At 32.5% G+C, this 13616-nt stretch carries 17 protein-coding genes and 1 pseudogene; 8 read left to right on the top strand and 10 right to left on the bottom strand.

Annotated features, from left to right (window positions below; translation table 11 throughout):
* The first annotated feature begins 10 nt into the window (after positions 1-10).
* Positions 11-274, top strand: a complete 264-nt coding sequence (locus ACW9W3_RS09195) for a DUF2024 family protein (RefSeq protein ID WP_457765848.1) — start codon at positions 11-13, stop codon at positions 272-274.
* Here the strand turns inward: ACW9W3_RS09195 and ACW9W3_RS09190 are convergent.
* The 3 genes from ACW9W3_RS09190 to ACW9W3_RS09180 are packed head-to-tail and all read right to left on the bottom strand — an operon-like array spanning position 271 to position 4557.
* Complete coding sequence (locus ACW9W3_RS09190; RefSeq protein ID WP_457765847.1) at positions 271-1137, bottom strand: ROK family protein; 867 nt, start codon at positions 1135-1137, stop codon at positions 271-273. The two genes, ACW9W3_RS09195 and ACW9W3_RS09190, sit on opposite strands and share 4 nt — an antisense overlap.
* A gap of 49 nt (positions 1138-1186) precedes the next feature.
* Complete coding sequence (gene thsB / locus ACW9W3_RS09185; RefSeq protein WP_457765846.1) at positions 1187-2797, bottom strand: thermosome subunit beta; 1611 nt, start codon at positions 2795-2797, stop codon at positions 1187-1189.
* A gap of 44 nt (positions 2798-2841) precedes the next feature.
* A complete protein-coding gene (locus tag ACW9W3_RS09180; protein ID WP_457765876.1) occupies positions 2842-4557 on the bottom strand; it encodes an adenine deaminase in 1716 nt (571 codons plus the stop codon).
* Between the two features lie 118 nt (positions 4558-4675).
* Between ACW9W3_RS09180 and ACW9W3_RS09175 the strand changes: the two genes are divergently transcribed.
* Positions 4676-4957 (top strand): 50S ribosomal protein L44e, encoded by a 282-nt coding sequence (locus ACW9W3_RS09175; RefSeq protein ID WP_457765845.1) that lies wholly within the window; start codon positions 4676-4678, stop codon positions 4955-4957.
* Complete coding sequence (locus tag ACW9W3_RS09170) at positions 4954-5151, top strand: 30S ribosomal protein S27e (RefSeq protein WP_457765844.1); 198 nt, start codon at positions 4954-4956, stop codon at positions 5149-5151. Before ACW9W3_RS09175 ends, ACW9W3_RS09170 begins: the two co-directional genes overlap by 4 nt.
* Here ACW9W3_RS09170 and ACW9W3_RS09165 read toward each other — a convergent pair.
* From ACW9W3_RS09165 to cobD, 5 genes are read right to left on the bottom strand one after another with little or no spacing between them, the layout of a single operon-like run.
* Entirely contained in the window at positions 5134-5718 is a 585-nt protein-coding gene (locus tag ACW9W3_RS09165) for an NTP transferase domain-containing protein (RefSeq protein ID WP_457765843.1), read from the bottom strand. The two genes, ACW9W3_RS09170 and ACW9W3_RS09165, sit on opposite strands and share 18 nt — an antisense overlap.
* Entirely contained in the window at positions 5715-6440 is a 726-nt protein-coding gene (cobS, locus tag ACW9W3_RS09160) for an adenosylcobinamide-GDP ribazoletransferase (RefSeq protein ID WP_457765842.1), read from the bottom strand. The genes ACW9W3_RS09165 and cobS overlap by 4 nt, the downstream gene beginning before the upstream one ends.
* Positions 6433-7404: a cobalamin biosynthesis protein gene (locus ACW9W3_RS09155; protein WP_457765841.1), complete on the bottom strand. Its 972-nt coding sequence runs from the start codon at positions 7402-7404 to the stop codon at positions 6433-6435. The genes cobS and ACW9W3_RS09155 overlap by 8 nt, the downstream gene beginning before the upstream one ends.
* On the bottom strand, positions 7401-8240 hold the full coding sequence (locus ACW9W3_RS09150; RefSeq protein ID WP_457765840.1) for a cobyric acid synthase: 840 nt from the start codon (positions 8238-8240) through the stop codon (positions 7401-7403). The genes ACW9W3_RS09155 and ACW9W3_RS09150 overlap by 4 nt, the downstream gene beginning before the upstream one ends.
* Positions 8237-9316, bottom strand: coding sequence for a threonine-phosphate decarboxylase CobD (cobD, locus tag ACW9W3_RS09145; RefSeq protein ID WP_457765839.1), 1080 nt, complete (start codon positions 9314-9316; stop codon positions 8237-8239). The genes ACW9W3_RS09150 and cobD overlap by 4 nt, the downstream gene beginning before the upstream one ends.
* A gap of 83 nt (positions 9317-9399) precedes the next feature.
* Between cobD and asd the strand changes: the two genes are divergently transcribed.
* The 4 genes and pseudogenes from asd to cyoE all read left to right on the top strand — a co-directional run bounded on the left by asd (position 9400) and on the right by cyoE (position 11947).
* A complete protein-coding gene (gene asd, locus ACW9W3_RS09140) occupies positions 9400-10476 on the top strand; it encodes an aspartate-semialdehyde dehydrogenase (protein WP_457765838.1) in 1077 nt (358 codons plus the stop codon).
* 101 nt (positions 10477-10577) lie between these two features.
* A pseudogene (locus tag ACW9W3_RS09135) lies at positions 10578-10640 on the top strand (Lrp/AsnC family transcriptional regulator); the annotation flags it as partial.
* 126 nt (positions 10641-10766) lie between these two features.
* Positions 10767-11015 carry an Lrp/AsnC family transcriptional regulator gene (locus ACW9W3_RS09130; RefSeq protein ID WP_457765837.1) on the top strand — a complete coding sequence of 83 codons (249 nt, stop codon included), beginning with the start codon at positions 10767-10769 and terminating at the stop codon, positions 11013-11015.
* Positions 11016-11017: 2 nt separating this feature from the next.
* Positions 11018-11947 carry a heme o synthase gene (cyoE, locus tag ACW9W3_RS09125; protein WP_457765836.1) on the top strand — a complete coding sequence of 310 codons (930 nt, stop codon included), beginning with the start codon at positions 11018-11020 and terminating at the stop codon, positions 11945-11947.
* Here the strand turns inward: cyoE and ACW9W3_RS09120 are convergent.
* On the bottom strand, positions 11942-12151 hold the full coding sequence (locus ACW9W3_RS09120) for a hypothetical protein (protein ID WP_457765835.1): 210 nt from the start codon (positions 12149-12151) through the stop codon (positions 11942-11944). The genes cyoE and ACW9W3_RS09120 overlap by 6 nt on opposite strands.
* Positions 12152-12471: 320 nt before the next feature.
* Here ACW9W3_RS09120 and ACW9W3_RS09115 point away from each other — a divergent pair, with 320 nt between their 5' ends.
* A complete protein-coding gene (locus ACW9W3_RS09115; RefSeq protein WP_457765834.1) occupies positions 12472-12948 on the top strand; it encodes a hypothetical protein in 477 nt (158 codons plus the stop codon).
* A gap of 5 nt (positions 12949-12953) precedes the next feature.
* Here ACW9W3_RS09115 and ACW9W3_RS09110 read toward each other — a convergent pair.
* Positions 12954-13616, bottom strand: a 663-nt coding sequence (locus ACW9W3_RS09110; RefSeq protein WP_457765833.1) for a DUF5679 domain-containing protein, incomplete at its 5' end; no start/stop codon positions are given.

Here is a 13616-nt window from a genome sequence, read left to right as displayed (position 1 = left end):
TTGAATTGATATGGATTTTCATGTTTTTGACACATATGTGAAAGCAAAAGACGGTCATACCATGCATTTTGATGTAGTTACAGACAATAGCGATACAGAAAAAGCAATTTCGTTTGCAAAAGAATGGTTAAATGGAATTGGGGAAGAAACTGCAAAGGTAAACACAGAAGAATGTAGATTTTGTCACACACAGTCAGTTCCAGAAGATATGGAAATTGAAATTATGACTAATGGATACTATATCCAAAAAATAGATGGATGTCCAAAAGATTAAGTTAAGAGAGCTGCACCAAACACGCCTGCAGAATCACCTAATTTGTTTTTCAAAATAGGCGTATCAACTAAATCTGAAAACACTTTTCCATAAACGGACTTTTTTCCTTCAGTGTATAAAAAATCAATATTTGACAATCCACCACCCATAACAATTGCGTCAGGATCTAAAATATCAATTACATTTGCAAGAGCATATCCAAAATTTTCTAAAAAGTCTTCTTTCCATTTCTTATCAATTTCATTTTCAATATTAGATAAAATATCAATCAAAGATATTGATTTGCCAGTTTGTGTTTTCCATTCATTTTCTAAAGCTGGACCACTGATGTAAGTCTCAACACACCCACTTTTTCCACAATAGCACAAATTTCCATTACGATGTAAGATGTGATGTCCCCACTCTCCTGCAATATTGGTTCTACCAGAATGGAGTTTTTTATCAATTACAATGCCACCACCAACACCTGTGCCCATAATAACACCAAAAACTAAACCATAATCAATTGCAGCACCCAAAGTAGCTTCTGCCATAGCAAAACAGTTAGCATCATTTTCAATAGAAATTTTTTTTCCTATCTTTTTTTCTAGATCTTTTTTTATTGGCTTTCCAATCAAGCATTGAGTATTGCTATTTTTGATTAATCCTGTTTGGTTAGAGATGGTGCCAGGCGTACAAACACCAATGGAGAAATCAGGAATGTTTTCAGTTAGTCCTAAAACTAAAGATGAAATGTTGTCGAGTATTTCTTCATAATTATTTTTTGGTGTTTGAACTCTTTTTCTTTCCAAAACGTTAAGATTCTCATCAAGTAAAATTGCTTCAGTTTTAGTGCCACCTAAATCTACACCAAGTTTGTACATTAGTAAATAATGAAGATTAGAAGGTTTTAGTTTTAACTAAATTATGCATTTAATGCATTCCGCCACCTGGAGCACCAGATGTAGCGATTACGTCATCGATTCTTAAAATCATACATGCTGCCTCAGTAGCTGATTTGATTATTTGTTCTTTAACTACAATTGGCTCTATAACATTAATGGCCATCATATCTGCAATCTGGGTATTTCTAGCATCGATTCCAGTCCATTTTCTACCTTGATTTTGTTTTGCTCGTAGATTAGCCATAGTATCAATTGGATCCATTCCAGCATTTTCTGCAATAGTTAATGGGATTACTTCCAGTGCTTCGGCATATTTTTTAATTGCAAGTTGCTCTTTTCCATCAAAATTATCTGCCCAATCTTTGAGTAATGATGCAGCATATGCTTCAGGGGCACCGCCACCTGCAACAATTTCGGGTTTTTCAACTACATCTTTTACAACCATTAAAGAATCATGAATTGAACGATCGACTTCATCAATTACTCTTTGAGAACCGCCACGAATTAACATAGTTACAGATTGTGGATGTTTACAACCCTCAATGAATACCCATTTATCAGATTCAACTTTCTTTTGATGAGCTAATTTTGCAGAACCTAAATCATTTTCTGATAGATCATCAAGATTATTAATTACTCTACCTCCAGTTGCTTTAGATAATTTTATCATATCACTTTCTTTAACACGACGAACTGCCATGATACCATATTTTGCAAGATAATGTTGTGCAATATCATCAATTCCTTTTTGGCAAATCAAAACGTTGGCACCTACATCATGTAATTTATCAACCATTGATTTTATCATTCTATTTTCTTCTTCTAAGAACATCTGCATTTGAGTCGGATCTGTAATTCTAATCTCTGAACTCATTTCAGTTTTTTCAATTTCTAATGCGGAGTTAATTAGTGCAATATGGGCATTTTCGATTTTTGTAGGCATTCCACTATGAACAATTTCTTTGTCTAAAACAATTCCTTTGACAATTTGCGTATCCTGAATTGAACCGCCTGATTTCTTTTCAACTTTAATATTTTCAAGATCAACTGAATATACATCACCTTTCTTAGTAGCGATACTAAGAATTGCGTCAACTACTATTTTTGATAGTATGCCACTGTCTTCAGAGATTAATTTTGATTGCATGCTTGTAGTTGCAATTTTCATAAGAGAGTCTCTATCATCAGGTTGAACTTTTTTTGCTAGTTCAGAGTAAATTTCAAGAGTTTTATCAGCAGCTGCTTGGAAACCATCTACAATGGTTGATGAATGAACGTCTTTTTTGAGAAGATCTTCTGCGCGTGCCAATAGTGCACCTCCAAAAACTACTGAAGATGTTGTACCGTCTCCTACTTCATTATCAACAGTTTTAGAAATTTCAACAATCATTTTTGCTGCTGGATGTTGAACGTCAATTTCTTTTAGAATGGTTGCCCCATCATTTGTAATAGTAACATCACCTAAGGAATCAACTAACATTTTATCAAGGCCTCTAGGTCCAAGGCTACTTTTTACTAATTCTGCAACTAATTTTGCTGCTGCGATGTTATTTTGCTGTGCGTCTTTACCTTTTTGCTGTAGTGCACTTTCTTTAAGAACTAAAACAGGTCCATTTGGTCCTTGTTGAATTGATGCCATTTAGATTCAGCTACAATCCCCTGAATCCCCCTTTTTAACATTACTTAGTTGATAGGTTGAATGTAACTTCGTTTTTTCACATCAACAATTCCTCCTGAGAGAATTCTAACAGAAGGTAAAGCCAAGAATGGTAAGAATAATGGAATCAGATGAGGTCTTGAGAATTTACACCCTAAATCAACAATAGTGTTATTGATTTTTTCAAAATTTGATGAAACTTTTTCAAAAGAATCCGTAGAAACTATACCTGCAAATTGTAATGGCAAAGATGCTAGGATTTTGCCTGATTTCACTACAACTAGTCCACCTTGATTCTTTATGATATGATTTGAAGCAAGAGCCATATCAGAATCATCAGAACCAATAACAACCATATCATTTTCATGAAAACTCCAACTAGAAGCAAATGCACCGATATCAGCTCCAAAATTTTCAAGAAATCCAATAGAATGTTGATTTGTACCATGAATTCTATCATAGGCTGAAACTTTCCAAACATCAGAATCTAAAGAGGCAGAAATTTGACCTTCCTTAGAATGAAGTTCTGCAGAACCTAACTTGGTAATGATTTCAGTTTGCATAAAAATTGTATTTGCAAGAACATCTTTCTTTTTTGATTTTATAATAAAATCATTTTTGGTGAATTTTTTTAGTTTGACAGTTTTTTTAAACCACGGAGATATTGTTTTTTTCTTGATTGTGACAATAATTTTTCCATCGTCTACTACTAGTTTTCCTCCCACAAAGACTTTGATTGGTTTTATTGATTTTAGATCATTTAAGATTAGAATATCTGCTAATTTTCCCGGTGCTATTCCACCTAGATCTTTTCCCATGTTATAATAATCAAAATTATTTTTTGATGCCATAGTAATTGCATCAATTGGTTTGAGGCCAAGTTTGATAGATTCTCTAACACAGTGATCAATATGACCAAATTTTGTAATATCAAGGGGATCAAGACCATCAGAGCAAAACATTAAGCGATTAAGATACGTCCCATGAGACAAAACATGTGGAATTATTTCCTTCAGATCTCGTCTAATGGAACCCTCTCTTATCATAATCCACATTCCAAGACGTAATCTTTCTAATACTTGATCAAAATTGATTGGTTCATGGCATGAGAGAATACCAGAGGAAACATATGCATTAAGTTTTTTTTCACTTGCTCCAGCAGTATGACCATTAATAATGCAATCAAGCTCTAGCATAGAGGAAATGGATTTCATTGTTTTGGGTTCACGAAGAATTACTTTGGTCCATGAAAAAACTTCACCCAAACCAAGAACATGAGGGTGCTTTACTGCAGATTTTTCCTGTGATAATGTAAGTGAATTGCTGTTGCTAAATTTTGCATCAACAGGTAAACCTCCTGGTATGACTTGAAAAATTCTTATCGGCAAGTCTTCACCAAGTTTAAGGAATTCTTGAAAACCTTTGTATCCTGCAACACTAACAATGTCAATCGGATCAGAAAATAAAGAAGTAACACCACAAAGAAGTGCCTGTTTTACAAATTCTGATGGCAATACAAATTGATCAATATGTAGATGAGGATCTGCAAACCCTGGACAAACATATTTGTTTTTTACATCTAGTACAGTTGTTTTTGGACCTTGGGTATGAGAAGCATCAGGACCAACATATGCAATTCTATCATGAATAATTGCAATCTGAGTTTTTGGGAGGGTTTCTCTGGTATAGACTGATAGTAAATTGCAATTTTTTAAAATGAGATCGGCTTTCTTGTCACCCATTGCTACTGAATTCAATGAGGAGATCGAAGTTGCTAGGCTCGAAGTCACAGTTGTTAATTGGATTTTGCGCCTATTATAGATTCAATGCTTAAATTACGGTTGAAGAGGTTTTTTTGATATGAACATTCCTAAGGTGATCAGAAAGTATTGTGCAAAATGTAAAACACATACTGAACAAAAGGTCTCCATTTACAAGGCTGGAAAAAGACGTGGTTCTGCAGCAGGCGAACGTCGACACGCAGAGCGTAAACAGGGATATGGTGGACAAAAATTTCCAAAATTAGCAAAACCAGCCAAAGTTACAAAGAAAGTTACTCCTCTTATGACATGTACTGTTTGTAAAAAGAAATACAATAAAAAAGGCATCAGAATTAAGAAATTTGAGTTGGTGGCAGCATGAAGAAAGATCATATTGAAATTCCTAAACCATCAAGTAAATTCCAAAAAGTCAACTGTGATGAATGTGGCGAATTACAAGTAGTTTATTCTCATGCATCAACACAAGTTGCATGTAATTCCTGTGGAAACACTATAGCAGAAGCAACTGGTTCTAAAGCCAAAATAAACGGTAAAGTCTCAGGTAGTGCTGAGTAAATCATAATCCTGTTTTGAATTTAGATTAAATGCAATTCTTTTATCATCTATAATGATATAATTCTCTTCTAAATTTTCTAGCGATGTGATTTTATTTGAATTTACTAGAGAGATTCCAGTGTAATGACAGACTTGATTATCAAAATTTAGTGGGTAATTTGATTCAAGTCCAAGTGAAGATAAAAATTTCTTAGTCACAAGAATGCTTGTCCATATTTTTTTAGAATCATAATGACTAATAATTTTTTGAATAATATCATCATCGAGTAATGGTAAATCACCAGAAGTAATCAAAACTACATCATCTAATGATTTTAGAACTAAATTTAGATCTTCAACATAACCAATTCCAGGAGTGTCAAAAATTTCAATATTATTTTCTTCTAGTAATTTTTTTGTTTTAGGTGAATTTGTACTAGTAATGGCTAAAATTTTTGAAAATAAATCTGAATTTTTTAATGAATCAACTACATGCAAGATTATAGGCTTTTTGTATTTGAGTAAAAGTTTCTCGCCATCTAAATTCATACGAGTTCCCTTACCACCTGCCATAACAATACCAATCATATAGATACAAACACCATTAATGAAGCCAATCTTGTAAGTTCATTTGTTGCACCAAGTACATCACCAGTTATTCCACCAAAACTACGAGTAGAGATGGCTAAAAGAAAAATAGTTAGAGTTACAGATACTCCAAGCATCACTAGTCCAGTAGTTTCTCCAATAGCAATCACAGGAATAAGCATAATTATGAATGCAGCAATGAGTTTTTTCTTATCTTTCATTATTTGTACAAAGGATGAATTTGAGCCTAAAGAGGCTGAATTTCCTAGGCTTGCCATTAGTACCATTGAGAATTTTGCTAAAATTTCACTTATCAAAATAGCTTTAAACAAATCAAAACCAGTAGTAAGAAAAATTGTAATAACTAATCCGATGAGGTATAATACAATCCCTACAATTCCAGCAGAACCAGTAGAAAGATCTTTCATTGCTTTGAGTTTTTTATCTTTACTTCCTTTGACCATTAGTCCATCAGCAAAATCAGCTAATCCATCTGCATGATGAATTCCAGTTACAATAGCAATTGAAGCTACAACCAACAAGCTGACTAGTAATGGATCTAAAAAGAAAGATAATCCAAAACCCAAAGAACCAACTAAAAGACCAATTACAATTCCAACAAGAGGAAAAAGATACATGAATTTTGCAATATTTTCTAATGTTGTATTTGATGAAGGAAGTATTGTTAAGAATGAAAAAATAGATCCAATTTCTTTAAACATGAACCCACCAGCCAATGAATGACAATATAGTAATAATTGGTATTGTCACAATTCCAAAGAAAAGAATTGAAGTAAGTTTCATCATAGTTATTGCAGAGGATACATGTTTTTTTGTTAGTATGATTTCTCCATCACCTAACTTGTAATGATTTATCTTTTCAAATTTTGTTTCCAAAGCTCCTGCAAGTGCTGCCATTGGATATCCGGCATTAGGGCTTTCAGTTTTTTTACCATCACGAATCATTATTTTGTATGATTCCTTCCAATTATTTTGAAGTATAGCGGCAGAAATGATCATAATTAATCCAGTTAAACGTGATGGAATGTAGTTTAAAATGGTGTCACAAGTTGCAGTAAACCACCCTACATTTTTGAAGAGTTGTGTCTTGTATCCAATCATTGAATCTGCAGTATTGATTACTCTATACACAAATGCTCCAGGTAAGCCAAAAATTGAAAAATAGAATAAAGGACCTGTAATTCCATCAACAGTATTTTCACTAATACTCTCAAGCACGCCTGAAATTACATGATTTTTATCTAAATTCTTAGTATTTCTCTTTACAATCATAGATAGATTTGTTCTTGCTTTCTCTAGATTATCTTCATCAAGTGATTCAAGGACGCTATTTGCATGTTTTTCCATTCCTCTAATAGCAATTGTTGTTTTTAGTAATAACCCACCGACAATTACAGATACAACTATAGAAATAATATCAAATGTGATCATAGAAATTCCAAAATTCAAAAGCAAAAGGAATGAAATGACGATAATGGATGTAATAGTAATGATCAAAATTCCCCCAACTTTTTCAATTATATTATTTTGATTTTTTGCAACAGGCGTTAAGATTGCAAGTAATCTTCCAATCCAAGCAGTAGGGTGATATTTATTTTTAGGATCTCCAAATAATAAATCGATGAAAATTGCAATACCGATGATAGAAATTGATTCAAGAATCATTGTATCATCTTCTCAAGTGATTTAATATCCATGTTTGATTTGACAATTTTTGCTAATCTATCTAATTCCATATCAATTTTTGAAAGATTTTTCCTAGTCCATGCAATATTTTTGGGTTTTGCATTTAGAGAATCTTCTTCGGGTAAATCCAAAGTCATTAATGGAATAGTTCCAATAACAGGAATCTTTGTGATGTTTTTGAGTTTTTTAAATCCTGGTTTGAGTACATTTAGGTCGCCTCGAAATTTGTTAAATATGAAACCCTTTACAAGTTGCTGATATTTTTTATCAATTAAAGCCATTGTGCCCACAAGACTTGCAAAAGAACCACCCCTATCAATATCAGAAACAAGTAATACTGAAGCATCTGCTTTTTGTGCAATTCTCATATTTGCAATATCAAATTTTTGTAAATTGATTTCAGCAGGTGAGCCTGCTCCTTCGATAATAACCAAATCAAATTTTTTCTGCAAAGTTTTCAAGGATTTTATTGCAATTTTAATTCCTTCAGTATTTACAAATTTTTCATAATAATCTTTAGCATGCATTTTTTTGTAGCGTTTTCCATTTAGATATACAAGACTATTGTAATTTCCTAAAGGCTTTAGCAAAATAGGATTCAAGGCAGGTATAATTTCACATCTAGCAGCAATTGCCTGAATAGCTTGAGCCCGAGAAATTTCAAATGTAGGCGTGATACATCCAAAATTTGACATATTTTGAGATTTGAATGGTGCAACACTGAATCCTTTGTCTGAAAAAATTCTACAAAGTGCTGCAACTAGTGTTGTTTTTCCTGCACCGGAAGATGTTCCTTGAATCATTAATGATTTCATACAAGACTCTCCAAAGCTTTTACTAGTTTTAGGTTATCTCTGTGAGATTTTACAGCAATACGAAAATAATGATTGTTTAATCCTCTAAAATTTTTACAATCACGAATTAGAATTTTGTGTTTAAGTAATTTTTTTTGTATTTGTGTGGAATCATGATTTGTTTTAATTAGAATAAAATTTGTTGATGAGTCATGACATTCAAAACCATCTAATTTATTGATTTTATTTTTTAAATAGTTGAGTTCTTTTTTAATAATTAATTTTGATTTTATTAGGTGAGGTTTATTTTGAAGGGAAATTTTTGCTGCATCTTGTGCCAATGAATTAACACTCCAAGGAATTTTAATTTTAGTTAATATTTCAATCATTTGTTTTGATCCTGCAGCATATCCAATTCTTAATCCTGGAAATCCAAATGATTTAGTCAAAGAACGTAAAACAAAAAGATTGTTATATTTTTTAACATATGAAATTACAGATTCATTTGATTCAGGGACCAGTTCAATAAAGCACTCATCAACAAATACAAAAGAAGAAAGTTTTTGTGCTCTTTGAATTATTTCAAGCAAATATTTTTTTGCTAAGAGTGTTCCAGTTGGATTATTAGGATTGCAAATAAAAACACAACCATTTTTTGGGATTTGTGAAATAAATGAGTCTATATTTTCAGATAAATTTAGTGTTTTAAAATAAGATATCTTAGCATTGTTTAGTTTTGCAGCTGTTTCATATTCTTGGAAAGTTGGTATAGCAATCAAAGTTTTTTTTGCAGGTAAAAATGCATAACAAAAATTATAGATTATTTCAATTGCACCATTACCAACCAGTAAATTAGATTTATCCAAATTAGTATATTTTTTTAGGCTAGAAATTAATTCAGATGAGTCTATATCAGGATAGCTTGCAATATTATCAAAATTTTTTTTGAGTATTTTTTTTACAGAATTGGGTATTCCTAGTGGATTGATATTTGAACTAAAATCCAGTATTTGTGGAACAGAATTTTTTAAAGGATTTCTTCCTCCATGAATTACAGGAATATGTCTAATTATGGAAGATTTTGTTCTTATTTTCACAGTTCCAAATAGAATCAGCCGATTTAGTATGTTGTGGTAAATCAGAAAACGATTATTAATTGAAAGAAGCCAATTATTACATTATGGCTAAAAAACGAGTTGCAATTATTGGGGTGACAGGGTCAGTTGGGCAAGAATTTGTACAATCATTAAGTAATCATCCATGGTTTGAGGTGACTCAAATTGCAGCATCTGAGCGCTCTGCAGGTAAAAAATACCTAGATGCAATAAAAGATGCAAGTGGAATTGTTGCATGGGATGTTGGAGGAGAAATCCCAGAATATATCAAAGAAATGACAGTAAAAGGGATTGATGAATTAGATGTATCCCAATTAGATTTGGTATTTTCTGCAGTTGAATCAGAAGCTGCCAGAGATATTGAGACTAAAATGGCAGCTGATTTACCAGTAATCTCAACTAGTTCAGCATATAGATATGAAAATGATGTTCCAATACTAATTCCAGGAATAAATGATGAGCAGACGGAATTACTTGAAATTCAAAAAAAGAATAGAAACTGGAAAGGATGGGTAGCACCTCTTCCAAACTGTACAACGACAGGTTTAGCAATCACATTAAAACCATTACTTGAAAAATACGGGGCAAAGAAAGTCATGATGACATCAATGCAAGCCATTTCAGGTGGTGGAAAATCTGGCGTTTCTGCAATGGGGATTACAGATAACATAATTCCATACATTCCAAAAGAAGAAGGAAAGGTAAGGCAGGAAACAAGGAAAATTTTAGGGAAACTAATAGATGGTAAAATTGAAGAAGCAGATATTAGAATAAGTTGTACTTGCACTAGGGTTCCAGTAATAGATGGACACACTGAATCGGTTTTTGTTGAAACTACAAAGGAAATTAATCCGGCAATGGCAAAAGAGACTTACAATCAGTGCAACAAAGATATTTCTGTTTTAGGTCTACCTTCTGCTCCACAAGACTACTATGCATTCCATGAAGATCCTACAAGACCTCAACCTAGAATGGAAAGAACTGTTGGGGATGGAATGACTACAACAATAGGAAGAGTTGAGAAAGAAGAACTGTTTGACAACGGTCTCAAATACATGTTATTTTCTCACAACAAAAAAATGGGTTCAGCAAAAGGTGCAGTATTACTTGCAGAAATGCTATACAAAAAAGGCAAGATTTAGATAATTTTTTGTAATTTTTACAATAATAACTTTATAAGAACCAGAAATCTAGATCGATTCAGGTGTTTTAAACGGTAAAAGTAGATGATTTAGATTTACAAATTTTATCAGAATTATCTAATGACGCATCAATTTCAGTTCCTCGATTATCAAAGAAAATTAATGTTAATTCATCAGTCGTTTATTCAAGAATCAAAAGATTAGTTAAAAGAAAGTTAATTGAAAGATTTACAATTGATGTTAATGATGCCGAACTTGGGTATAATGTTAAAGCATTAACTGGAATTAATATGGATACAAAAAAACGTGATCACATTATTGAAGAATTATTCAAAATTGATGGAGTGAGAGAAGTAGCAGAAGTCACGGGAAGATTTGATATTTTGGTAACAATGTATTCAAAATCATTGGATCAGATGCATAAGATGGTCTCAGAACGTATTGGAAGAATAGAAGGAATTCAGTCTTCAGAGTCCTTTATTGAGATGAAATCACGTATGAAAGCAATGCCATATATGCCATCAAAGGGTAGTGACTGATATTGCAAAAGCAAAAGTCTGAATCCCGGGTTGCAGTTTATTATGAATTAACAAAACCCAAAATTTGGTACCTACTTGTATTTACGGCATTTGGCGCAGCATTAACAGCATCTAACATTTATGGAATTGAAATTTCTCCAGCAACTTGGTTACTTATGTTATTTTCAGTTGCTGCAGGTTCAGCTGCTGCAAATACATTGACTAACTATCATGATAGGGATATTGATGCCATCATGGAAAGAACCAAAGGCAGACCTCTCCCATCAAAAAGAATCTACCCTGCTGAAAAAGCAAGGAATTTTGGACTAGTTTTAGCAGGAATATCACTAGTTTTAGCATTTGGAATTTCCTTTACTACTACATTGGAACAAGGATTATGGGCAACCGGATTCATTGCATTTGGATTAGTAAATAATATTCTAGTTTATTCATATGCTCTAAAACGAAATTCTAGAACTAACATAATTTTAGGTGGATTATGCGGTGGTTCACCTCCAATGATTGGTTGGGTGGCTGTTAGCATGTCTGATTTATGGACAATGGGACTTGCAATGGCAGGATTAGTATTCATTTGGATTCCAATGCACATATGGGCTTTAACATTACATTTCAAAGATGATTATAATAAAGTGAATGTTCCAATGCTAACAGCAGTACAATCTGAAAAAACATCTGCACGAGCTATAGCAGGATCTACTGTTGTTATGGTATTATTTTCAATTGCACCATTTTTTATTAGTACAGAAAATGGGGATGCAATGGTAGGTAGTGTATATCTATGGACTGCAATTGCGTCAGGCGCATTAATGATTGGTTTATCAATTTGGGTCATAGCCAAACCTATGGAAAAGGCTTCATGGACATTGTTTAAATTTTCAAGCCCTTATTTGGCAGTATTATTTATTGCATTAATGGTAGACTCGGCGCTATAAAATACTGCTATTTTCATCAAGACTGTTTAATTCTTTAGTAATCATCGAATGCTCTTTGACTAATTCTTCAAGTTCATTTTGGAGTTCAGTTGAATTCCATTTTGATTTAATTAATGAAGATAGTTTTGCAACAGTGCTCCACTGAAGATTATTTTGTTTATCAATTAATTCTAAAAATCGCTTTCCTTTTTCATCATCATTCATATTTTTTTGACATTTTGCATTGATAAAAAGTTACCACTGGTAATTATATAATTTCAAAGTTTTATTACTAATTGAGAGTTATTCAACTTATTGAAATGCAGTATTTCAGAATGCAAATTAAAAGCAATTAAGACAGTAAGCATAAGTTTTAGAGAAACAAGAAATCTTTGCAAAGAGCACTATGAATTATTTAAAAATAAAGATGAAAAACACATACCGAAATTCTCCAAAGCATCAAAGTTTTAATGAGAAATTTAATAATTTTTTCAAATCTAGATATTATTGAAAGATTTAACATCTACTATTTTTTTAACTAAGATATGGCGGCACGAAAGAAAGTAATCGCTAAAAAGAAACCAGTAAAAAAAGTAGCACCAAAGCCCAAAAAACAAGTTAAATCGGCACCATCAAAAAAACCAGAATTTGAGAAAGCATGGAGGGAATATAATTCTGCATTAAATGGGTGGAAAGAATCCCTAGCACAATGGCAAAAAGCCACCAATGAAACTTTGATGACATATCATGATGCATGTCAAAAAGCATTAGAATCTGATGCAGAATTATTAAAAAAAGTTAGTTCTAGTTGGGAGACTACTTGGGAAGAAATTGGCCCACAATATATCAAACAACAAACAAAAATGATTGAAGGTATTTTCAAAGAGACCAATATAGAATCAGTGAAGAAATTTAATGAGCAATGGGAAAAATTTCTTTCAACTTCAGGTGATGATTCAATTACAGCATACCAAGAAGCTATCAAAAGATTCAATCAAGCATGGCAATCAGGTCAGATGTAATTAAATTATTTTTTCTTTTTAATTATTCTGAAAACTTTACATTTGCAAACTGAACATATTCCACGAATTGCGGGCCTACCATTTTTCATAGTAGTCTCTTTTGGATTTTCTATAACTCTTTTAATTTTACATTTCACACAATATGCGTCAAGTATACTAGATTCGGTAGTTTTATTGGTAGATTTATGGAGTTTATTCTCAATATGATCAAGTTTTTGATTTTGTTTTTGTAATTTTTTAATGATTTTTTGTTCAATTTTTTTATCTGTTGATTTTGAGGATTTTTTAGTGCGAGGAGTCGGTTTGACAGGATTATCTTTAGTAGGATTTAGTTTTGATGATAAAATATTTTCTAACTCATCAATTTGTTGTTGTAATTCATTTAATTGAGATAATTGTTCAGGGGTTGCTTCATCCTCTTCTGGTTCAGGCGTAGATATAATATTGGTTGATAAAATATTTTCTAACTCATCAATTTGTTGTTGTAATTCATTTAATTGAGATAATTGTTCAGGGGTTGCTTCATCCTCTTCTGGTTCTATGATTGGTTCTGGTGCAAGATCTAGTTCTTGAGGAAGCTCTTCTGCTGAATCTTTTGGTAATGAACCTCTAGGACTGGAAGGTGGTTCTGGTTCAGTGATTGGTTCTGGTAGTGACTCTAGTTTTTC

This window comes from Candidatus Nitrosopumilus sp. bin_68KS (assembly GCF_054095825.1).
This window is presented reverse-complemented; position numbering and strand designations above follow the sequence as displayed.

What these genes read in the sequence shown, in the direction of transcription:
- ACW9W3_RS09195 (WP_457765848.1), top strand. Translation starts at nt 11, where the DNA reads ATGGATTTTCATGTTTTTGACACATATGTGAAAGCAAAAGACGGTCAT.
- ACW9W3_RS09190 (WP_457765847.1), bottom strand. Translation starts at nt 1,137, where the DNA reads ATGTACAAACTTGGTGTAGATTTAGGTGGCACTAAAACTGAAGCAATT.
- thsB (WP_457765846.1), bottom strand. Translation starts at nt 2,797, where the DNA reads ATGGCATCAATTCAACAAGGACCAAATGGACCTGTTTTAGTTCTTAAA.
- ACW9W3_RS09180 (WP_457765876.1), bottom strand. Translation starts at nt 4,557, where the DNA reads ATGGGTGACAAGAAAGCCGATCTCATTTTAAAAAATTGCAATTTACTA.
- ACW9W3_RS09175 (WP_457765845.1), top strand. Translation starts at nt 4,676, where the DNA reads ATGAACATTCCTAAGGTGATCAGAAAGTATTGTGCAAAATGTAAAACA.
- ACW9W3_RS09170 (WP_457765844.1), top strand. Translation starts at nt 4,954, where the DNA reads ATGAAGAAAGATCATATTGAAATTCCTAAACCATCAAGTAAATTCCAA.
- ACW9W3_RS09165 (WP_457765843.1), bottom strand. Translation starts at nt 5,718, where the DNA reads ATGATTGGTATTGTTATGGCAGGTGGTAAGGGAACTCGTATGAATTTA.
- cobS (WP_457765842.1), bottom strand. Translation starts at nt 6,440, where the DNA reads ATGTTTAAAGAAATTGGATCTATTTTTTCATTCTTAACAATACTTCCT.
- ACW9W3_RS09155 (WP_457765841.1), bottom strand. Translation starts at nt 7,404, where the DNA reads ATGATTCTTGAATCAATTTCTATCATCGGTATTGCAATTTTCATCGAT.
- ACW9W3_RS09150 (WP_457765840.1), bottom strand. Translation starts at nt 8,240, where the DNA reads ATGAAATCATTAATGATTCAAGGAACATCTTCCGGTGCAGGAAAAACA.
- asd (WP_457765838.1), top strand. Translation starts at nt 9,400, where the DNA reads ATGGCTAAAAAACGAGTTGCAATTATTGGGGTGACAGGGTCAGTTGGG.
- ACW9W3_RS09130 (WP_457765837.1), top strand. Translation starts at nt 10,767, where the DNA reads ATGGATACAAAAAAACGTGATCACATTATTGAAGAATTATTCAAAATT.
- ACW9W3_RS09120 (WP_457765835.1), bottom strand. Translation starts at nt 12,151, where the DNA reads ATGAATGATGATGAAAAAGGAAAGCGATTTTTAGAATTAATTGATAAA.
- ACW9W3_RS09115 (WP_457765834.1), top strand. Translation starts at nt 12,472, where the DNA reads ATGGCGGCACGAAAGAAAGTAATCGCTAAAAAGAAACCAGTAAAAAAA.